The sequence below is a fragment of the Kitasatospora sp. NPDC056731 genome (assembly GCF_040687675.1).
GTDB lineage: Bacteria > Actinomycetota > Actinomycetes > Streptomycetales > Streptomycetaceae > Kitasatospora.
In genome coordinates this window covers 55008-75304 of sequence record NZ_JBFBNR010000014.1, presented here as the reverse complement: position 1 = coordinate 75304, position 20297 = coordinate 55008, and the positions used below count along the sequence as shown (strand labels likewise).

The following is a 20297-nucleotide window of genomic DNA, read 5'->3' as shown; positions in this document are numbered from 1 at the left end:
TTCCCTGGAGCGGACGTCGGCCTGTCTGGCTCGGCGACCGGTTGTGCTGTCCTGACCGACGCTCGACTGCGTCGGTCCGAGGCGGTGATCCCCCGAAAGGCGGAAGCCGGTCGAGGGAGAGCTGCGAGGTGCGGTGCGTGAAGCACGGTGGTGCTGAGTGGCGCGGCGGGCCGGTCGGTCGTGTGCCGACCGGGCGTACCCCCACGCTTGCCTGCGAATCCCGGGCCCCCGTCGCGTGACGGTGGACCGCGCTCCGCCCGTCCTGGCCTCAAGGTGGGAGGCCGCGAGTGGGAGTCAGGTGCCGTCACGGCTTCGGGATGCGGCCGCGTGTCGCGCAGGCAGGCTGCGTACGCGCTGCGGTGGGCTCCCGGAGAATCGTCGCCCCGTGCATCGCCGCGACTCCACGGCAGTGGAGTGCTGGGATCGGGACGCGGCGCACCGAGCCCCGGAGGGCACCTGGTGCAGCAATGAGGTTAACACTACCGACCCCCTCAGACATTCCCCAGCCTTGCGCTTGCCAATCGTGTCCGGACGGCCCGGCTCGGCAGGTGGCCGGACCGGGCCGGACGAGCAGCCCGGACAGGCCGTTCAGCCGTCCAGCGGGAGCACGGTGGCCCCGATCCGGTCGAGCTCCAGGCGGTGCGCGGCGAACGCCGGGTCGCCGCCGTGGCCGTGGTGCCCGGCGAAGGAGAGCACCTTGTCGGCGCCCGCCTCGTCGGTGAGCGCGAGGACGGTCGGGCCGGCCCCGGAGATCACCGCGGGGACGCCCTCCGCGCGCAGCGCGCCCACCAGGGCGGCGCTGTCGGGCATGGCGGAGGAGCGGTAGTCCTGGTGCAGGCGGTCCTCGGTGGCGGCGAGCAGCAGCTCGGGCCGCCTGGTCAGCGCCTCGACCAGCAGCGCGGCGCGGCCGGCGTTGACGGCGGCGTCGGTCAGCGGGACGGTCTTCGGCAGCAGGCCGCGGGCGGTCTCGGTGAGCACCTCGTCGGCGGGGACGAACACCACCGGGACGACCTGGTCGGAGGGCTCCAGGCTGACCGCCTTGGCCGACTCCTCGTCCGTCCAGGCGATGGTGAAGTTGCCGCGCAGGCAGGCCGCGACGTTGTCGGGGTGGCCCTCCAGCTCGGAGGCGAGGGCCAGCAGCGCGTCGTCGTCCAGCGCGGACGGGCCGCCGATGGTGACCGCGCGGGCGGCCACGATGCCGGCGCAGATCGCGGCCGAGGAGGAACCGAGGCCACGGCCGTGCGGTATCCGGTTGGCACAGACCACTTCGAGGCCGCGCGGCTGGCCGCCGAGGCGGTCGAAGGCGGCGCGCATCGAGCGGACCAGCAGGTGGCGCTCGTCGCGGGGCAGCGTCTCGGCGCCCTCGCCGGCGATGTCGATGGAGAGCCCGGAGTCGGCGACCCGGACGACCACGTCGTCGTACAGGCCCAGCGCGAGGCCGAAGGCGTCGAAGCCCGGGCCGAGGTTGGCGCTGGTCGCGGGAACCCGGACCCGGACGGCGGCGGCACGGAACGCGGGACCGGCCATGCGGTGGACTCTCCTGGGGAAATCGGGCGGCGCGGATCGCGTCGTCGGTGCGAAGGCGGGGAATGGACCGCAGGCCCCGGCGGGGCGGGCGGTCACGGTCGTTGGCGCGGCCTGGAGAAGGCCGGACCCGGGGCATGTGCCACACGGCCGAACCCAGAGTATCGAAGAGAGGTTCCCCAGTGGTACACCCCGTGGTCCTCCGATCTGGTGTGTTGCCGCTTCTGGCCGGAATGCGTACCGGAATCGGATCGGAATGCGCGGCGTAATTGACACAAAAGTGTCACCGGAGAACATCGACGGGCCGACCCCCGAAAGGGTCGGCCCGTCGATGCGTCGGGCGCCCGCGGGGCCCGACGGCAGGTCAGTCCAGCAGGCCCAGGCGCTGCGCCGCCGCCTCCGGGTCGATCGGGACGATCTGCGGCTGCGGCGCGCCGGCCACCGCCCAGTCCGGGTCCTTGAGGCCGTTGCCGGTCACGGTGCAGACGATGCGCTGGCCCGGGTCGACCAGGCCGGCCTCCGCCTTGGCCAGCAGGCCGGCCACCGAGGCGGCCGAGGCGGGCTCCACGAAGACGCCCTCCTGCGCGGCCAACAGCCGGTAGGCGGACAGGATCTGACGATCCGTCACCTTGTCGATGAGGCCGCCCGACTCGTCCCGCGCGGCGAGCGCGAAGTCCCAGGAGGCCGGGTTGCCGATCCGGATCGCGGTGGCGATGGTCTGCGGCTTGAGCACCGGCGCGCCGTCCACGATCGGGGCCGAGCCGGAGGCCTGGAAGCCCCACATCCGCGGGGTGCGCGTGGCCAGGCCGTCGGCGGAGTACTCGCGGTAGCCCTTCCAGTACGCGGTGATGTTGCCCGCGTTGCCGACCGGCAGGACGTGGATGTCCGGGGCGTCGCCGAGCATGTCGACGATCTCGAAGGCCGCGGTCTTCTGGCCCTCGATCCGCACCGGGTTCACCGAGTTGACCAGCGCCACCGGGTACTTCTCGGACAGTTCACGCGCGAGGGTGAGGCAGTCGTCGAAGTTCCCGTCCACCTGGAGGATCTTGGCGCCGTGCACCAGCGCCTGGCCCATCTTGCCGAGGGCGATCTTGCCCTGCGGGACGAGCACCGCGCAGACCATCCCGGCCCGCACCGCGTACGCGGCGGCGGAGGCCGAGGTGTTGCCGGTGGAGGCGCAGATGACGGCCTGCGCCCCCTCCTCCTTGGCCTTGGAGATGGCCATCGTCATCCCGCGGTCCTTGAAGGAGCCCGTCGGGTTGGCGCCCTCGACCTTGAGGTAGACCTCGCAGCCGGTGCGCTCGGACAGCACCTGGGCGGGGACCAGCGGCGTGCCGCCCTCCAGCAGGGTGACCACCGGGGTGGCCGCGGTGACCGGCAGGCGGTCCCGGTACTCCTCGATCAGGCCGCGCCACTGGTGGGTGTGCGCGCCTCGGACGACGTTCTCGGCAACGGCGTTCATGGCTGTTCCTTACTCCCCTTCGACCCGCATGATGCTGGCCACGTCCCGCACGCTGTCCAGCGCGCGGAGCTTGTCGACCGTCGCCGACAGCGCGGCGTCGGTGGCACGGTGAGTGACCACGACGAGCGAGGCGTCGCCGTCGCGGCCCTGCTGGCGCACGGTGTCGATGGAGACGCCGTGCTCCGCGAAGACGGACGCGACCTGGGCGAGGACACCCGCACGGTCGTCCACGTCCAGGCTGACGTGGTAGCGGGTGACCACCTCGTCCATCGGCTTGGCGGGCAGCTGCGTGTACACCGAGTCACCGGGACCGGTGGCGCCGGCCAGCTTGTTGCGACAGACCGCGACCAGGTCGCCGAGCACCGCGGAGGCGGTCGGCGAGCCGCCCGCGCCCGGGCCGTAGAACATCAGCCGGCCGGCCGCCTCGGCCTCGACGAACACCGCGTTGTACGCCTCGCGGACGGAGGCCAGCGGGTGCGACAGCGGGATCATCGCCGGGTGGACCCGCGCGGTGACGGACTCGCCGTCCGCCGCCCGCTCGCAGATCGCGAGCAGCTTGACCACGCAGCCCATCTCCTTGGCGGAGGCGATGTCGGCGGCGGTCACCTCGGTGATGCCCTCGCGGTAGACGTCCGCCGCGGTGACCTTGGTGTGGAAGGCGATGCCGGCCAGGATCGCGGCCTTGGCGGCGGCGTCGAAGCCCTCGACGTCGGCCGTCGGGTCGGCCTCGGCGTAGCCCAGCGCGGTGGCCTCCTCCAGCGCCTCCGAGTAGCCGGCGCCGGTGGTGTCCATCTTGTCGAGGATGAAGTTGGTGGTGCCGTTGACGATGCCCAGCACCCGGTTGACCTTGTCCCCCGCGAGGGACTCGCGCAGCGGGCGCAGCAGCGGGATCGCGCCCGCCACCGCGGCCTCGTAGTACAGGTCCACCCCGGCCCCGGCGGCCGCGGCGTGCAGCTCGGTGCCGTCCTTGGCGAGCAGCGCCTTGTTGGCGCTGACCACCGAGGCACCCCGCTCGAACGCCGACAGGATGAGGTGTTTGGACGGCTCGATGCCGCCGACGACCTCGACCACCACGTCGATGTCGCCCCGGTTGACCAGGGCCTCGGCGTCGGTGGTGATCAGGTGCTCGGGCACGCCCGGACGCACCCGGCCGGCCCGGCGGACCGCGATCCCGGCGAGCTCGACCGGGGCACCGATGCGCGCGGCGAGGTCGTCGGCCGTCGTCGTCATGATGCGCGCCACCTCGGAGCCCACCACACCACAACCCAGCAACGCCACCTTCAGCGGGCGCGTACGCATCATCCGACTCCGCTCTGCATTCTTCGTGCTTCGGTAATTCCGGCGGGATTCTGGGGGCCGCCGGGAACTTCGGTCCGTACCAGTCTCGGGGACTTCCCGCACGGATCTACGGTCGTTCCATGATCTGAGACAAGGATTTCGTCATCCGATATCGAGACGCAGGAGATCCTCCTCCGTCTCGCGCCGGACGATCACCCGCGCGGCACCGTCCTTGACGGCCAGCACGGGAGGCTTCAGGGCGTGGTTGTAATTGCTCGCCATCGAGCGGCAGTACGCACCGGTGGCGGGCACCGCGATCAGGTCGCCCGGGGCCAGGTCGGCCGGCAGGAAGGCGTCCCGGACCACGATGTCGCCGGACTCGCAGTGCTTGCCGACCACCCGCACCAGCATCGGCTCGGCGTCGCTGCGGCGCGACACCAGGGCCACCGAGTACTCGGCGTCGTACAGCGCGGTCCGGATGTTGTCGGACATCCCGCCGTCCACGCTGACGTAGGTGCGCAGGCCCTCCAGCGGCTTGACGGTGCCGACCTCGTACAGCGTGAACGCCGTCGGGCCGACGATCGCCCGGCCCGGCTCCACGCTCAGCCGGGGGGTGTCCAGGTTCGCGGCGGCGCACTCGCGGCGCACGATGTCGGCCAGCGCGGCCGCGATCTCGGCCGGCTCGCGCGGGTCGTCCTCGCTGGTGTACGCGATGCCCAGGCCGCCGCCCAGGTCGATCTCGGGCAGCTCGACGCCGTGCTCGTCGCGGATCTCGGCCAGCAGGCCGACCACCCGGCGGGCGGCCACCTCGAAACCGGCGGTGTCGAAGATCTGCGAGCCGATGTGCGAGTGGATGCCGCGCAGCTCCAGGCCCTCGTGCCCGAGCACCCGGCGCACCGCCTCGGCGGCAGAACGGTTGCCCAGCGACAGCCCGAACTTCTGGTCCTCGTGCGCGGTGGCGATGAACTCGTGGGTGTGCGCCTCGACGCCGACGGTGATCCGGATCAGCACCTGCTGGCGGACGCCCTGGCGGGCCGTGATCGCGGCCAGCCGCTCGATCTCCTCGTAGGAGTCGACCACGATGCGCCCGACGCCGGTCTTCACCGCGTGTTCGAGCTCGTCCGCCGTCTTGTTGTTGCCGTGCAGCGCGATCCGCTGCGGCGGCATCCCGGCGGCCAGCGCCACCGTCAGCTCGCCGGAGCTGCACACGTCGAGGTTCAGGCCCTCCTCGTGCAGCCAGCGCACGATCGCCTTGGAGAGGAACGCCTTGCCGGCGTAGAAGACGTCCGCCTCGGTGCCGAAGGCGTCGCGCCAGGCCCGCGCCCGGGCCCGGAAGTCGTCCTCGTCGAGCACGTAGGCCGGCGTGCCGAACTCGGCCGCCAGGGACTTGACGTCGATCCCGCCGACGGTGGCCACGCCCTCGGCGTCACGGGCGACGGTGCACGACCAGACCTTGGGGTCGAGCGCGTTCAGGTCGGCCGGCGGGGCGGAGTAGTGGCCCTCGGGCAGCACGTCACCGTGACGGGGGCCTGCGGGGTGTGCGGAGCGAGACATGTCCTGCTTCCTTGACCTATGGCGAGGGGCGGCGACGGTCTCCGTTGACCGTCAGCCGCCCCCGCTGCGCACTTGGGGGTGGTGCCTACATCCGCTCGGGCGCCGTGACGCCCAGGAGCGTCAGGCCGTTGGCCATCACCGTTCGCGTGGCCTCGACCAGCCAGAGCCGGGCGCGGTGCGTGTCCGTGAGCTCCTCGTCGCCCTTGGGCAGGAACATGCAGTTCTCGTACAGGCGGTGGTACTTGCCCGCCAGGTCCTCCAGGTAGCGGGCGACCCGGTGCGGCTCGCGCAGCTCGCCGGCCGTGGCCAGGATCCGCGGGAACTCGCCGAGGGCGCCGAGGATGTCGTTCTCCCACACGGTGGCGAGCAGCTCGGGCTTGAAGTCCTGCGCCGCGCCCTTGTCGACACCGAGCTGCGCGGCCTTGCGGGCCACACCGCACATCCGGGTGTGCGCGTACTGGACGTAGTAGACCGGGTTCTCGTTGGACTGGCTGGTCAGCACGTTGATGTCGAGCGTGATGGTGGAGTCCGTGGGGGACCGCGTCAGGGTGTAGCGGGCGGCGTCCACGCCGATCCACTCGATCACGTCGTCGATCGTGATGATGTTGCCGGCCCGCTTGGACATGCGGACCTCTTCGCCGTCGCGAAGCATCTTCACGAACTGGCCGATCTTGACCTCGATGTTGCGGTCCATGTCGTCGCCCGCGCAGGCCACGATGGCCTTCAGCCGGTTGACGTAGCCGTGGTGGTCGGCGCCCAGCATGTAGACGGAGACCTCGGCACCGCGGTCCCGCTTCGACAGGTAGTACGCGGCGTCGGCGGCGAAGTAGGTGGTCTCGCCGTCGGCCTTGACCAGGACGCGGTCCTTGTCGTCGCCGAAGTCGGTGGTGCGCAGGAATACCGCGCCGTCCTGCTCGAAGACGTGGCCCTGCTCGCGCAGCCGGTCCATGGCCTTCTCGACCGCGCCGGAGTCGTGCAGCGACTTCTCCGAGAACCAGACGTCGAAGTGGGTGCCGAACTCCTGCATCGAGCGCTGGATCTCGGCCACCATGAGCTTGAGGCCCTCGGTGCGGAAGGCCTCCAGCTGCTCGGCGTCGGGCAGGTCGAGCACGCCCGGGACGCCGTCGGTGATGGCCTTGGCGATGTCGCCGATGTACTCGCCCACGTAGCCGTCGGCGGGGACGGGCTGACCGTTCGCGGCGGCCTTCAGCGAGCCGGCGAACTTGGAGATCTGCACGCCGGCGTCGTTCAGGTAGTACTCGGTGGTGACGTCGGCGCCGCTGGCCCGCAGCACGCGCGCCAGCGAGTCGCCGACGGCGGCCCAGCGGACGCCGCCGATGTGGATCGGGCCGGTCGGGTTGGCGGAGACGAACTCCAGGTTGATCTTCAGGCCCTTGAGTGCCTCGTTGCGCCCGTAGGCCTCGCCCGTCTCGACGATGGTGCGCGCCAGCGCGCCCTGGGTCGCGGCGTCCATGGTGATGTTCAGGAAGCCCGGCCCGGCGATGTCGACCTTGGCGACGCCGGTGATCCCTCGCAGGCGGTCGGCCAGCAGTTCCGCCACGGCTCGCGGCGGGCGGCCGGCCGCCTTGGCGAGCTGGAGGGCCACGTTGATCGCGTAGTCGCCGTGGTCCCTGTTCTTGGGTCGCTCGACCGTCACGTGCTCGGGCACGGCGACGGTCAGCTCGCCCGCCTCGACGGCGGCGCTCACTGCGGCCTGGACTGCCTGGGAAAGCTCTGCGGGTGTCACGACGCCAAGCGTAGGCGAGACGGGGTACCCGCCCGCCACCCGGTTTGCCGGTCGGGACGCCCGCGGGCGCTCCCGTCAGCGGTGTCAGCCTCGATCCGTCCGCTCTGTTCGCTCAGGGCGAAACCCGCTCGGCTGTCCGCCCAGGGTCATCAGCCGCCGCACCAGCGCCACCAGATCGGCCGGGTCGAAGGGCTTGCCGAGGTAGCCGTCCACCCCGACGGCCTCCCCCAGGTCCAGATCGGCCGGGGTGCAGGCGCTCACGATCGCGATCGGCAGCCGGCTGGTCCCCGGGGTCGCGCGCAGCCGGGCCGCCGTCCGCAGGCCGTCCAGGCGCGGCATCATCACGTCCAGCGTCACCACGTCCGGCTTCACCCGGCGGACCACCTCCAGGCACTCGGCGCCGTCGGCGGCGGTCACCACCTCGAAGCCCTCAAGCTCCAGGTTGACCCTGATCAGCTGGCGGATCACCTCGCTGTCGTCCACCACGAGGACCCGCCCGGACACTCCCGACACCTCACCGAGGGTATCGGCGCCCCCGCCGCCCCGTCCGGCCTTTGGGCACTTCCACCGCCCCCGCCGCCCGCCGCCGACGCACCTTGCACCCGCTCCCGCTCCCCCGCCGCAAACCCGTGCACGGACCACGCCCGGAGCCTGGTAGTGTTCTTCACGTCGGAGGCCGAAACGCCGACGACATCGAGCAGGCCCCCGTAGCTCAGGGGATAGAGCACCGCCCTCCGGAGGCGGGTGCGTAGGTTCGAATCCTACCGGGGGCACTTCGCAGGAAGTGCAACTGAGGCCCAGATCAGTGGAGTTGATCCACGGATCTGGGCCTTCGTCATGTCCGGGCCCGGTCGGCGGCGCGCGCTGCGGACCCGACCGGGCTCAGGACGAGGTGCCCTCGACCTGGGAGACCAGCCCGGCGATGGTGTGGTCGAAGTAGGCGCTGTAGGACACGTCGTCGCTGTCGCCGCCCTGCTGGTAGCCGCCGATGGCGCCGACCACGTCGCCGGTGGCGACGTTGATCCAGGGGCCGCCGCTGGTGCCGGACGGGTAGGCGGGGCAGTCGATGACGCGCTGGTAGGTGCTCTGCTGGCCGGTGGTGTTGGTGCACAGGAGGGGCTCCTCGGCGTCGCCGGGGTAGCCGTAGAGGCGGACGGTGGCGCCGAAGGGCTCGTCGGCGCCGAGCCGGTTGCCGCCGACCACGTCCTCGACGTTGCGGCCGTTGTTCGGGGCCGTCTCCAGGATGGCGAAGTCCTCGTCCTGGTCGCCCTTCTGGGACCAGCCGGTGGTGGTGTGGACCGCGGTGACCTGCCAGCTGCCGTACGGGGCGGAGCCGTCCCGGTAACCGGGGACGAAGGTCACGCCGCCGGCGCTGCCGAGGCAGTGCGCGGCGGTCAGCAGCAGGTTGCCGCCGGGGCTGTGCAGCACGCTGGCGGTGCAGAAGTGGTTGCCGGCCGCCGCGGTGCCGCTGAACAGCGCGCCCACGGTGGCCGCTTCGGGGGTGGCGGCGGCGGTGGCGGTGGTGCCGAGGACGACGCCGCGGGTGTCGGGGGTGGCCGGCGCGGAGGGCGTCGGGGTGACCGCCGGGGCGCTGCCCGGGTTGGCGCTCGCGCGGGCGCCCGCACTGTCGGTCGGGCCGTCCGTCGGGGCGGCGGAGGGGCTGTCGGTCGGAGCGGGGGCGTCGACCGGTGCGGGTGCGGCGGGCGCCTCGGACGCGGGCGCGGTCGCGGCCGGCGCGACGGCGGCCCGGGAGCTGCGGGCCGCCTTCCCGGCGGCCGTCGCGTCGGACAGGCTCAGCCCGTGCGTGCCGGTGACCACGGCGGCCACCACCACCGCCGAGAGCGCGGTGAACAGGGTCGGCCCCAGCAGGCTGCGGCGGCGGCGCGACGTCGGTCGGCTGTGCTGACCCATGTCTGTCTCTCCTGCCAGTGATCGACGGCTTCCCGGGGGCTGCGTGCGATCAACGACTATGCCGCTTCAGCCTGGAAAGGTCGTTACCGGTGGCTGGGATATCCATGAGAAAAACGTCACCCGTCGGCGCGTAAGCGGTCCAGCGCGCTCCCCAGTTCCTCGGCCCCGATGAAGGCGGTGTGCGTCCCGGCGACGGTGCAGGTGAAGGCACCGGCGACCGAGCCGGCCCGGGCGCACTCCAGCGGCGGGCGGCCCCGGAACCAGGAGGCGAGGAAGCCCGCGACAAAGGCGTCCCCGGCGCCGTTGGTGTCCACCACCGGGCGGCCCGGGTCGACGGCCGGCAGGTGGCGCACCTCGTCGTCGTCGCGGGTGAGCAGGTAGCAGCCGTCGGCGCCCGCGGTGGCGGTGACGACACCGGCGCGGCCCTCGGCGAGGATCGCGCGCATCACCTGCTCGTGCCGGCCGCGGCAGCCGGCCACCGAGAGGAACACCAGGTCCGAGCCGAGCGCGTAGTCGCGGTGGTGCGGGTTGGTGCCGTCCCAGTCGTGCAGGTCGGTGGAGGTGGTGCGGCCGAGCCGGTGGAGGTCGGCGTACATGTCCCGGTTGACGCCGGTGATGGAGAGGTGGACGTGCCGGCTGCGCCGCGCGTACGGCAGGTAGAAATCGGGCGGCAGCCGCAGGTCGGCGGGGTGGCGGCCGTCGAAGAAGGAGAACCGGCGGCCGGCAGCGTCCACCAGGTTGACCCCGCGCGGGGTGCCGTGCGGGCTCACCAGGTGCGCGAAGTGCAGGCCGTGGCGCTCGTAGGAGGCGCGGACCAGGGCGCCCTGCGGGTCGTCGCCGAGGAAGTCGAGGAAGGCGGTGCGCAGACCGAGGCGGTGGGCGCCGAGGGCGACGCCGTTGCCGGTGTGGCCGACGTAGTCGCGGACGGGTCCGACGAACAGCGAGTCGCCGGGCGGGACCTCCAACCGGTCCACCCGGACGATGGTGTCGACGCCGGAGCCGCCGACGACGAGCAGGTCGAACTCGGGCAGCACGACGGCGCCTCCTTGGTCCCTGGACGGTGGCCAGGAGTCAAGCAGGCGCCGGAGGTTGGCTGCAAGGTCTTGCTGAAAATTTCAGGGTTCTCGTCGGGGCTCTGCCGGGACGGCCGGGTGGGCCCCCGCCTGCACCTCGACCGGGGCGACGGTCGCCACGGCGGGCGCCGGCCGGTGGTCGATCACCCGGAAGGCGATCAGCGCGGCCAGCAGCAGGACGCCCGTCGACACCCAGTTCGCGACCACGTAGCCGTGCACCGTGGCCTGGGCCCGCACCACCGGCGACGAGGCGATCCGGGTCGCCAGAAACGACGCGGTGGCACTGGCCGCGACCGTGTTCAGCAGCGCCGTGCCGAACGAACCACCCACCTGCTGAGCCGAGTTGATGGTGGCCGAGGCCGCGCCCGCCTCGCGCGGGGAGACCCCGAGGGTGGCCAGGTTCATCGACGGCATGAAGACCAGGCCCATGCCGGAGCCGAGCAGCAGTTCGGCGGGCAGCACCGTGCCGGCCCACGGGCTGTCCACCGTCATCCGGGTCAGCCAGGCCATGCCGGCCGCGGCGAGCAGCAGCCCGGGGCAGACCAGGTTCCGGGTCGGCACCCTGGTCATCAGCCGGGCCGCGAAGCCGGTCGAGCTGAGCACGATGGCGGCCGTCATGGGCAGGAAGGAGACGCCCGACAGCACCGGCGAGAAGTGCTTGATGACCTGGAGGTAGTAGGTGAGGAAGAGGAACAGGCCGAACATGCCGATCATGGCCAGGCCGACCGAGAGGGCGGCCCCGCCGCGGTTGCGGTCGGCGACGATGTGCAGCGGCAGCAGCGGGTGCGCGGTACGCCTCTCGACCAGGACGAACACCGCGAGCAGCGCCAGGCCGAGGGCCAGCGAGCCGAGCACCAGCCCGTCGCCCCAGGTCCGGGTGACGGCCTCGGAGGTGCCGAAGACGATCGCCAGCAGGCCGCCGCAGCCGAGCAGCGCGCCGGGCAGGTCGAGCCGGACCCGGCGCCCCCCGGCGGCGTGGTCGCGCTCCAGGAGGCCGGTGGCCGCGAGGGCCGCGGCGGCGGCGATCGGGACGTTGACGAACAGGCACCAGCGCCAGTCCAGGTACTCGGTCAGCAGCCCGCCCAGGATCAGGCCGAGAGCGGAGCCGCCGGCGGCGATCGCGCCGAAGACGCCGAAGGCCGTACTGCGCTCCCTGGGGTCCGTGAAGGTGGTGGAGAGCAGCCCCAGGGCCGAGGGGGCGAGCAGGGCGCTGAACCCGCCCTGGAGGGCGCGGGCGCCGAAGAGCATGGCCGGGCCGTCCGCCGAGCCGCCGAGGGCGGAGGCGGCGGCGAAACCCAGCAGGCCGACGGTGAAGACGCGTTTGCGGCCGAAGAGGTCGCCCAGCCGTCCGCCGAGCAGCAGCAGGCCGCCGAAGGCGAGCGTGTAGGCGGTGATCACCCACTGCCGGTCGGCGTCGGAGATGCCCAGGTCCCGCTGGGCCGACGGCAGCGCGATGTTCACGATGGTGACGTCGAGGACGATCATGAGCTGGGCGACGGCGATGACCACCAGCGCCCACCAGCGGCGGCTGTCCGCGTTCTCATGACCGGTGGCGGTTCGCGCAGACACTGGTCAGCCTTCCGGAGGGGTACGGAGGGGTCACGCAGTCGGGGAAGTCACGCAGTCGCCTTCAAGCGAAGCTCCCGCACGGACGGATGGCAAGGAAAAACCTCACCAAATCGACCTTTTCGGGCCAAAGGACCAGCGGCCCCGGGACTCGCGGACGAGGCCCGGGGCCGGTGGCCGACCTACAGTGCGGACAGCTCCTCGACCAGGTCGTCCAGCCCCAGCGAGCCCTGCGAGAGCGCCGCCATGTGCCAGGCCTTGAGGTCGAACTCCTCACCGCGCGCCTCGTGCGCCGCCCGCGCCGCCGCCCGGCCGCGCAGCCAGGCGCGCTCGCCCAGCTTGTAGCCGATCGCCTGGCCGGGCATGCCCAGGTAGCGGACCAGCTCGCTGTCCAGGTAGTCGGGGGTCAGGCCGCAGTACCGGCCGAAGAACTCCCGGGCCGCCTCCGGGCTGACCGGCTCGCCCGGCAGGTACGGGGAGTCGGCCGGGAAGTCCAGGCCCGCGTGCATGCCGATGTCGACGATCACCCGCAGCGCGCGCATCATCTGCGCGTTGAGGTAGCCGAGGCGGTGGCCCGGGTCGGTGAGGTAGCCGAGCTCGTCCATCAGGCGCTCGGCGTACAGCGCCCAGCCCTCCAGGTTGGCGCTCACCCCGCCCAGGCTGACCTGGTAGGTGGAGAGCCGGTCCGCGACGTAGTTCCACTGCGCGAGCTGCAGGTGGTGGCCCGGGACGCCCTCGTGGTACCAGGTGGAGACCAGGTCCCAGACCGGGAAGCGCTCCCGGCCGAGCGCCGGCAGCCAGGTCCGCCCGGGGCGGCTGAAGTCCAGCGAGGGCGCGCTGTAGTACGGCGCGGCCGCACTGCCGGGCGGGGCGATCCTCGACTCGACCCGGGTGATCGGCTCGGCCAGGTCGAAGTGGGTGCCCTGGAGGTCCCGGACCGCCTGGTCCATCAGCTCCTGGAGGTACACCCGGGTGGCCTCGGCGCCCTCCACGGCCGGGCCGTCCGCCTCCAGCCACTTCATCGCCGCCATCGGGCCGGCGCCGGGGCGGACCTTCTCGGCCTCGGCCTCCATCTGCGCGAGCAGGTCGCGGAACTCGCCCCAGGCCCATGCGTAGGCCTCGTCCAGGTCCAGGTCGGAGCCGGTCCAGAAGCGGACGAAGCGGCGGTAGCGCTCGCGGCCGGTGGTGTCGGAGGTGTCGGCGGCGGCCGGGCCGTAGACGTCGCGCAGCCAGTCGCGCAGGGCGGCCAGCGCCTCCCCGGCGGCCAGCGCGGGCCCGGACAGCTCGGCGCGCAGGCCCTCCGGCGCGCCCTGGACGAACGCGCCGAACCAGCCGCCGGGCACGTCCCCCTCCAGCCACTCGCCGAGCTGCCCGACCACGGTGGCCACCTGGCGCGGGCCGGACAGCAGGCCGCGCTCGATGCCGGCGGCCAGCGTCTCCCGGTACTGCACCAGCGCGAGCGGCACGCGGGCCAGCCGGCGGCCGACCACCTGCCACTCGGCCTCGGTGTCCGTCCCCATCAGGGTGAACACGTCCCGGACCTCGTGCACCGGGGAACCCAGGTTGCGCACCGCGCGGAAGTTCTCCCCGGCCTCGTGGACGGCGAGGGAGGCGGTCAGCCGCTCGCGCAGCAGCCGGGCGCAGCGGCGCTCCGCCTCGTCCTGCGCGGCGTCGGAGCGTTCGGCCTCGGCGAGGGCCGCCAGGGTGCGGCGGCCGAGGTCGGCGATCGCCTCGGCGCCGGCCGGCGAGAGGTCGGGCAGCCGGTCGTCCTCGGGGCTGAACCCCAGGTAGACCGCGGCCAGCGGGTCGAGTTCGGCCAGGGCCCGGACGTAACCGTCGGCGACGCGGCGCGGGGTGGTGGCGTCGGAGGTGATCAGTTCTTCAACCATTCGGACATCATGGCGCGGCGAGGGCCGATTGCAAGCCTTTACCGGGCGATCGGTGACATGCACCGGCCGACCGCCGCCGGGCGGACCCACACAAACACACGTTCGGGAAACCGCCGCGCGCGACAGGATCCGATCGGGCCCACGCCCATTACGCTGACCGCCATGGAAGCCCGCCCCGCCACGGCAACCGACCAGGTACCCGCCCCGGCCGCACCCGGCCCCCGCCCGCGCCGCACCGGCTACCGGCGGCTGCCGGTGCAGCAGCGCCGCGAACAGCTGATCGCGGTCGCCCTGGAACTGTTCGCCGTCCGGCCGCCCGAGGAGGTGGGCCTGGACGACGTCGCCGAGGCCGCCGGGGCCTCCCGCCCGCTGGTCTACCGCTACTTCGCGGGCGGCAAGCAGCAGTTGTACGAGGCCGCGCTGCGCAGCGCGGCCGACGAGCTGACCAGCCGCTTCACCGTCCCGCTGGCCGGGACCCCGTCCGAGCAGCTGGCGGCCGTCCTGGACGGCTACTTCGCCTTCGTGGCCGAGCACGACGCCGGCTACTCGGCGCTGCTGCGCGGCGGTTCGGTGGTGGAGACGGCCCGCACCTCGGCGATCGTCGACGACGTCCGGCGGGCGGCGCTCAAGCGGACCCTGCGGCACCTCGGCGTGCGGGAGGCCGGGCCCCGGCTGACACTGCTGGTGCGCTCGTGGATCGCGGTGGTCGAGGGCGCGTCGCTGACCTGGCTGGACGAGGGGCGCACGCTGCCGGTGGGCGAGCTGCGCGACTGGCTGGTGGACCAGTTCACGGCGATGGCGGCGGCGACCGCGCTGCACGACCCGCAGACCGCGCAGGTGCTGGCCGTGCTGCTCGCGCTGGAAGGGCCGCAGGCGTCGCGGGCCGAGCGGCTGCGCGAGGTGCTGGCGGCCCGGTGACCCGACCCCCGTGCCCGGGGTCGGGGCGGCCGGTGCCGCGCCGGCGGGGTTGTCAGGGAGTGTCAGGCACGCCCTACGCCTTGCCGAGCACCTGCCGCTGGCGGCCGAGGCCCTCGATCTCGATCTCGACGATGTCGCCCGGGGCCAGGAACGGCGTGCCGGGGTGGCCCAGGGTGACGCCGGCCGGGGTGCCGGTGACGATCACGTCGCCCGGCTCCAGGACCATGAACTGGCTGACGTAGCGGACCAGTTCGAGCACCGGGAAGATCATCTTGCCGGTGTTGCCGTCCTGCCGCAGGCCGCCGTTGACCCACAGCCGCAGCGGCAGCTGCTGCGGGTCGGCCACCTCGTCCGCGGTGACCAGCCAGGGCCCCAGCGGGGTGAAGGTCTCCGCCGACTTGCCCTTGTCCCACTGGCCGCCGCGCTCGAACTGGAAGGCCCGTTCGGTGACGTCGTTGGCGATCGTGTAGCCGGCGATCACCGCCGCGGCCTCCTCGTGCCCGGCCAGGTAGCGGGCGGTGCGGCCGATCACGACGGCCAGCTCGGCCTCGTAGTCGGTCTTCTCGCCGCCGCGCGGCACCAGCACCTCGTCGTACGGGCCGACCACGGTGCAGCTCGGCTTGAGGAAGATCACCGGCTCGTCCGGGGGCGCGACCCCGGCCTCGGCCGCGTGGTCGCGGTAGTTGAGCCCGATGCCGACCACCTTGCCCGGGCGGGCGACCGGCGCGCCCACCCGCTGCCCGGCGAGGTCCACCCGGGGCAGCGCCCCGGCGGCCACGTCCCGCGCCAGGGCGGCGGCGTCCAGCCCGGCCAGGAAGGCCCCGTCAATGTCCCGGGCACGCCCGGAGAGGTCGTACCCGATGCCGTCCTGGCCCAGCACGACCGGGCGCTCGGCGCCCGGGGGTCCGACGCGGAGGAGCTTCATCGATCCGTCACCAGCCTTTTCGTCGCAGCTCACCGGGGCGGCCGAAGACACCGCACCCGACTCTGGCAACGAGGTATATCAACGCCACCGGCCGTGAACCAGACCGTCCCGGTGGGCGGATTCCTCTCAATTCCCACAGTCGCCGCAGACACCGAATCAGCGGCCCGCACGGTTGACAGCCTCCCGCCCGTACGGCGCCGAGGGCCCTCAGCCGCCCTGCGGGCCGCCGCCGAGCAGGCCGGCCAGGCTCAGCGCCCGCGGCCGGCCCGGCCCGCTCCGGGCGGCCTCCCGGTGCCAGCGGTCGAGGTCGCGCAGCGCGTCGGCCCGGACGTCCGGTTCGGCGGCCGGCTCCGCGGCCAGCTCGCGCAGCAACGCGACGGCGGCGCCCGGGCTGCCGTCCTGGGCCAGCCACAGGGCCAGGTCGTGGCAGGTGCGCAGGGTGCGCGGGTCGGCCGGGCCGCAGATCCGGGCGAGGTCGGGGATGAGCGCGGTGAGCATCTCGACGGCCTCCCCGGGGGCGCCCTGCGCGCCGCGTAGCCAGGCCTGGTCGGCCCGGCGGCGCAGCTGCTCCGGGCTGGGGTCGTCCGGGCGGAGCACCCCGGGCCGGATCCGGCGCAGCCGTTCCAGCACCTCGGCGGCGGTGGCCGGCCGGTCCGCGGGCCGTTTGGCGAGCAGCCCGGCGACCAGGTCGGCCAGCGCCGGATCGGTGCTGCGCACCCGGGGCGGGGTCTCCTCCAGGTGCTTGTACATGTACTCGGCGGCCGAGGAGGCGCGGAACGGGCGCCGCCCGGTGCAGAGTTCGTACAGCATGACGCCGAGCGCGTAGAGGTCGGCCCGGCCGTCCACGGCGGCACCGGACCAGCACTCGGGCGCCAGGTACGGGACGGTGCCGACCACGCTGCCGGTGGAGGTGAGCACCGCGGACTGGGTGAGCAGCCGGGCGATGCCGAAGTCCAGCACCTTGGCCTTGCCGCCCGCGTCGACCATCACGTTCTCGGGCTTGATGTCGCGGTGGACGACGCCCGAGCGGTGCGCGGCGTCCAGCGCCTTGCAGACCTGGCGCATCCACTTCAGCGCGGCCTCCTGGTCCGGGACACCGTCCTTGAGGATGTCGGACAGGGCCCGGCCGCGGACCAGTTCCAGCACCAGGTAGTGGGTGCCCCCGGTGGCGGTCGCGACCAGGCCGTAGTCGTACACGGTCACGATGTGCGGATTGGAGAGGCCGCCGGCCGTGCGGGCCTCGCGGACGAACCGCCCGACGGCCTCCCGGTCGGCGGCGTGCTCCGCCAGCAGCAGCTTGACCGCGACCTCGCGGTCGAGCCGCTGGTCGGTCGCCTTCCAGACCACCCCGAAGCCGCCCCTGCCCAGCCACTCGTCCAGCCGGTACCGGCCGTCGAGCACCTCCCCCTGCTGCATGTCCTCCCCCAAGTCCGCCGTGTCCGGGCGGTGTTCGCCGTCGGATCGGAGGGGTCACCATAGCGGCGGGGGGCGGCGAACGGGTGAACGGACGGGCCCTACGGCTTGGGCAGCCCGGGCGGGTTGACCTCGGAGGTCGGCACCGCCTCGTTGTCCAGCCCCCAGCGCTTGAGCACCTGACCGTAACTGCCGTTCCTGATCACCTCGTTCAGCGCCCCGTTGAGCGCCTGGACCAGCCCGTTGCCCTTGCGGGTGGTCGCGGCGATCTTGCCGAGGACATCCGCGCCGCCGCCCGAGTAGGTGCCGACGATCTCGGTCTCGCCGGTCTGCGCGACGTGGAAGGCCAGGTTGGGATTGGGGCCGACGTAGGCGTCGATCCGGCCGGAGGAGAGCGCCAGGTAGAACTCGGCGCCCTGGAAGTACTTGATGTCGATCGGCTTGAGGCCGTTCCTGGTGTTCTCCTCGCTCCAGGAGATCAGCAGCTTCTCCTGGTTGGTGCCGGAGGAGACGCCCACCGACCTGCCCGCCAGGTCCTTGGCGCCGGTGACCTTGAGGCCGCTGCCCTTCCTGGCCTCGAAGCCGAGGACGTCCAGCCGGTAGGTGGCGAAGTCGTACTTCTCCTTGCGCGCCTCGGTGACGGTGATGTTGGAGAGGCCGACGTCGTACTTGCCGCTGTCCAGGCCGACGAAGATGTTCTCCCAGGAGACCGGGTTGAACTCGACCTTGAGGCCGAGCACGTTGCCGACCAGGGTGGCGATGTCCGGCTCGACGCCGATGATGGTCCTGTCGTCGTTGGCGTAGAAGTCCAGCGGCGGGGTGGTGCCGAGGGAGTCGACGACGGCCAGGGTCCCCCTCCTCCTGATCTCCTCCGGGACGAGCGCCGCGATCGCGTCGACCTTGGCCGTGGTCACCCGGTTCTGGTCGGCCGTCAGGTTCACCACGGCGCCGTTCGGCGCGGTGCTGCCCTTGGCCGGGGCGAGTTCCGCCGTGGCCCCCGAGGACGCGCCGCCGCAGGCGGTCAGGGCGAGGGCGGCGGCGAGCGCGCCGGCGGCGGTCACGAGGGCGCGACGGGGTAGGGGCATGGCGGAACTCCTGCTCGGTGAAGGGGGTTTCGGTGCGGCGGGAAGGGCTGGAGGCCCTCGGCTCGGGGCAGCTCGGTTCAGGGCAGCTCGGTTCAGGGCACCTCGGTTCAGGGCACCTCGGCTCAGAGCACCTCGGCTCAGAGCACCTTGGCGAGGAAGGCCCGGGTGCGTTCGTGCCGGGGGCGGTCCAGGACTTCGGCCGGCGGGCCCTGCTCGACCACCACGCCGCCGTCCATGAAGACGACGGTGTCGGCGACCTCGCGGGCGAAGCCGATCTCGTGGGTGACCACGATCATGGTGGTGCCGGTCCGGGCGAGGTCCTTGATGACGTCCAGCACCTCGCCGACCAGCTCCGGGTCGAGCGCCGAGGTGGGCTCGTCGAACAGCAGCACCTTCGGCTCCAGGGCCAGCGCCCGGGCGATCGCCACCCGCTGCTGCTGGCCGCCGGAGAGCTGCCGGGGGTACGCGGCGGCCTTGTCCGCCAGCCCGACCCGCTCCAGCAACGCCAGCGCCGTCGCCCTGGCCTCGGCCCGGGGGCGGCGCAGCGCGGCGATCGGCGCCTCGACCAGGTTCTCCAGCACGGTGAGGTGCGGGAACAGGTTGAAGTTCTGGAACACGAAGCCGATGTGGGTGCGCTGGCGCAGCACCTCGCGCTCCTTGAGCTCGTACAGCCGGTCGCCGGAGCGCCGGTAGCCGATCAGCTCGCCGTCGATGGCGACGTAGCCGCCGTCGAGCTTCTCCAGGTGGTTGATCGCGCGCAGCAGCGTGGACTTGCCGGAGCCGGACGGGCCGAGCACCACGGTGACCGAGCCGGCCGGGACGTCCAGGTCGAGGCCGCGCAGCACCTCCAGTGGCCCGAAGCTCTTGTGCAGGCCGCGGACCTGCACCATCGGTGCGGCCGCCGGTTCGGTCTTGGTGAGCGTGGTCATCGACGTCCTCCGGTGGTGCGGGCGGTCGCTGCGCGGGCGGTCGGCGTGCGGGCGGTCGGCGTTCGGGCGGTCGGCGTGCGGGCGGTCGGCGTGCGGGCGGGCAGGCTCCGGACGAAGGCCCGGGCGCGCTGGAGCGGGGTGGGCGGCGGGGTGCGCTGCGCGCCGCGGGCGAAGTAGCGCTCGACGTAGTACTGGCCGATGGACAGCACCGTGGTCAGCAGCACGTACCAGACGGTGGCGACCATCAGCAGCGGCACCACCCGGCCGGTCCGGCCGTAGACCACCTGCGCCTGGTAGAAGAGCTCGCCGATGGCCATCACGTAGACCACCGAGGTGCCCTTGAGCAGCGAGATCACCTCGTTGGCGGCGGCCGGCAGGATGCCGCGCATCGCCTGCGGCAGCACGATCCGCCAGCTCTGGCGCCAGCGCGGGATGCCGAGCGCGGTGGCGGCCTCCCGCTGGCCGGCGTCCACCGCGATGACGCCGCCGCGGATGATCTCGGCGGCGAACGCGGCCTGGTGCAGCCCGAGGCCGAGCACGGCGGCGCCGAGCGCGCTCAGCACGCCGACCGTCTCGAAGTCCCCGAAGGTCGGGCCGAACGGGATGCCGATCCCGAACCGCTTGTAGAGGTACGACAGGTTGAACCAGAACACCAGCTGGACGATCAGCGGGATCGAGCGGAACACCCACACGTACGCCCAGGCGATGGACTGGAGGATCGCGCTGCGGGACAGCCGCATCGCGGCCACCACGGCGCCCAGCAGGAAGCCCAACCCGGTGCCGTAGACGGTGAGTTCGAGGGTGCGGCCGACCGCCTGGACGATCGTGTCGGCGGTGAAGTAGAGCCGGAAGGTGGCCCAGTCCCAGCCGGGGTTGGTGGCCAGGCCGTGGACGAACTGGGCGAGCACGACGAGGGCGACGGCCCCGATCCCCCAGCGCCAGGGGTGCCGGGCGGGGACGGCCCGCAGAGCGGCCAGTTCGTCGAGGTCCAGGCGGGGGCCGGCGCCCGGACCGGGATCGGGT

The 20297-nt window shown here is 73.0% G+C and carries 16 protein-coding genes and 1 tRNA gene; 2 read left to right on the top strand and 15 right to left on the bottom strand.

Features of this window, described 5'->3' with window-relative positions:
• Window positions 1-588: 588 nt before the first annotated feature.
• The 6 genes from thrB to AB0R04_RS17055 form a co-directional block, all read right to left on the bottom strand.
• Window positions 589-1527: a homoserine kinase gene (thrB, locus tag AB0R04_RS17080; protein ID WP_063347815.1), complete on the bottom strand. Its 939-nt coding sequence runs from the start codon at window positions 1525-1527 to the stop codon at window positions 589-591.
• 361 nt (window positions 1528-1888) lie between these two features.
• Window positions 1889-2986: a threonine synthase gene (thrC, locus tag AB0R04_RS17075; protein WP_063347816.1), complete on the bottom strand. Its 1098-nt coding sequence runs from the start codon at window positions 2984-2986 to the stop codon at window positions 1889-1891.
• A 9-nt stretch (window positions 2987-2995) separates the two neighbouring features.
• Window positions 2996-4288 carry a homoserine dehydrogenase gene (locus tag AB0R04_RS17070; RefSeq protein ID WP_363371883.1) on the bottom strand — a complete coding sequence of 431 codons (1293 nt, stop codon included), beginning with the start codon at window positions 4286-4288 and terminating at the stop codon, window positions 2996-2998.
• A gap of 138 nt (window positions 4289-4426) precedes the next feature.
• Window positions 4427-5818, bottom strand: coding sequence for a diaminopimelate decarboxylase (gene lysA / locus AB0R04_RS17065; protein ID WP_363371880.1), 1392 nt, complete (start codon window positions 5816-5818; stop codon window positions 4427-4429).
• A gap of 85 nt (window positions 5819-5903) precedes the next feature.
• Window positions 5904-7565, bottom strand: coding sequence for an arginine--tRNA ligase (argS, locus tag AB0R04_RS17060; RefSeq protein ID WP_063347819.1), 1662 nt, complete (start codon window positions 7563-7565; stop codon window positions 5904-5906).
• A gap of 84 nt (window positions 7566-7649) precedes the next feature.
• Window positions 7650-8069: a response regulator gene (locus tag AB0R04_RS17055; RefSeq protein ID WP_063347820.1), complete on the bottom strand. Its 420-nt coding sequence runs from the start codon at window positions 8067-8069 to the stop codon at window positions 7650-7652.
• Window positions 8070-8266: 197 nt separating this feature from the next.
• Between AB0R04_RS17055 and AB0R04_RS17050 the strand changes: the two genes are divergently transcribed.
• Window positions 8267-8338, top strand: a tRNA-Arg gene (locus AB0R04_RS17050).
• 109 nt (window positions 8339-8447) lie between these two features.
• On the opposite strand, the gene AB0R04_RS17045 is transcribed toward AB0R04_RS17050, so the two are convergent.
• The 4 genes from AB0R04_RS17045 to AB0R04_RS17030 all read right to left on the bottom strand — a co-directional run bounded on the left by AB0R04_RS17045 (window position 8448) and on the right by AB0R04_RS17030 (window position 14004).
• Window positions 8448-9476, bottom strand: a complete 1029-nt coding sequence (locus AB0R04_RS17045) for a serine protease (RefSeq protein ID WP_363371877.1) — start codon at window positions 9474-9476, stop codon at window positions 8448-8450.
• A gap of 116 nt (window positions 9477-9592) precedes the next feature.
• Entirely contained in the window at window positions 9593-10507 is a 915-nt protein-coding gene (locus AB0R04_RS17040; protein WP_363372042.1) for a carbohydrate kinase family protein, read from the bottom strand.
• 84 nt (window positions 10508-10591) lie between these two features.
• On the bottom strand, window positions 10592-12118 hold the full coding sequence (locus AB0R04_RS17035; protein WP_363371874.1) for an MFS transporter: 1527 nt from the start codon (window positions 12116-12118) through the stop codon (window positions 10592-10594).
• Window positions 12119-12297: 179 nt separating this feature from the next.
• Entirely contained in the window at window positions 12298-14004 is a 1707-nt protein-coding gene (locus tag AB0R04_RS17030) for a DUF885 domain-containing protein (protein WP_363371871.1), read from the bottom strand.
• A 162-nt stretch (window positions 14005-14166) separates the two neighbouring features.
• On the opposite strand from AB0R04_RS17030, the gene AB0R04_RS17025 reads away from it, so the two are divergent.
• Window positions 14167-14922, top strand: a complete 756-nt coding sequence (locus tag AB0R04_RS17025) for a helix-turn-helix domain-containing protein (RefSeq protein ID WP_363371868.1) — start codon at window positions 14167-14169, stop codon at window positions 14920-14922.
• A gap of 73 nt (window positions 14923-14995) precedes the next feature.
• Here the strand turns inward: AB0R04_RS17025 and AB0R04_RS17020 are convergent, their stop codons facing one another.
• The 5 genes from AB0R04_RS17020 to AB0R04_RS17000 all read right to left on the bottom strand — a co-directional run bounded on the left by AB0R04_RS17020 (window position 14996) and on the right by AB0R04_RS17000 (window position 20266).
• Window positions 14996-15847 carry a fumarylacetoacetate hydrolase family protein gene (locus tag AB0R04_RS17020; RefSeq protein WP_363371865.1) on the bottom strand — a complete coding sequence of 284 codons (852 nt, stop codon included), beginning with the start codon at window positions 15845-15847 and terminating at the stop codon, window positions 14996-14998.
• A gap of 207 nt (window positions 15848-16054) precedes the next feature.
• Window positions 16055-17263 (bottom strand): serine/threonine-protein kinase, encoded by a 1209-nt coding sequence (locus AB0R04_RS17015; protein ID WP_363371862.1) that lies wholly within the window; start codon window positions 17261-17263, stop codon window positions 16055-16057.
• A 98-nt stretch (window positions 17264-17361) separates the two neighbouring features.
• Window positions 17362-18345 carry an ABC transporter substrate-binding protein gene (locus AB0R04_RS17010; RefSeq protein ID WP_363371859.1) on the bottom strand — a complete coding sequence of 328 codons (984 nt, stop codon included), beginning with the start codon at window positions 18343-18345 and terminating at the stop codon, window positions 17362-17364.
• A 137-nt stretch (window positions 18346-18482) separates the two neighbouring features.
• Window positions 18483-19274 (bottom strand): amino acid ABC transporter ATP-binding protein, encoded by a 792-nt coding sequence (locus tag AB0R04_RS17005; protein ID WP_063347826.1) that lies wholly within the window; start codon window positions 19272-19274, stop codon window positions 18483-18485.
• Entirely contained in the window at window positions 19271-20266 is a 996-nt protein-coding gene (locus AB0R04_RS17000) for an amino acid ABC transporter permease (protein ID WP_363372039.1), read from the bottom strand. The genes AB0R04_RS17005 and AB0R04_RS17000 overlap by 4 nt, the downstream gene beginning before the upstream one ends.
• Window positions 20267-20297 lie beyond the last annotated feature (31 nt).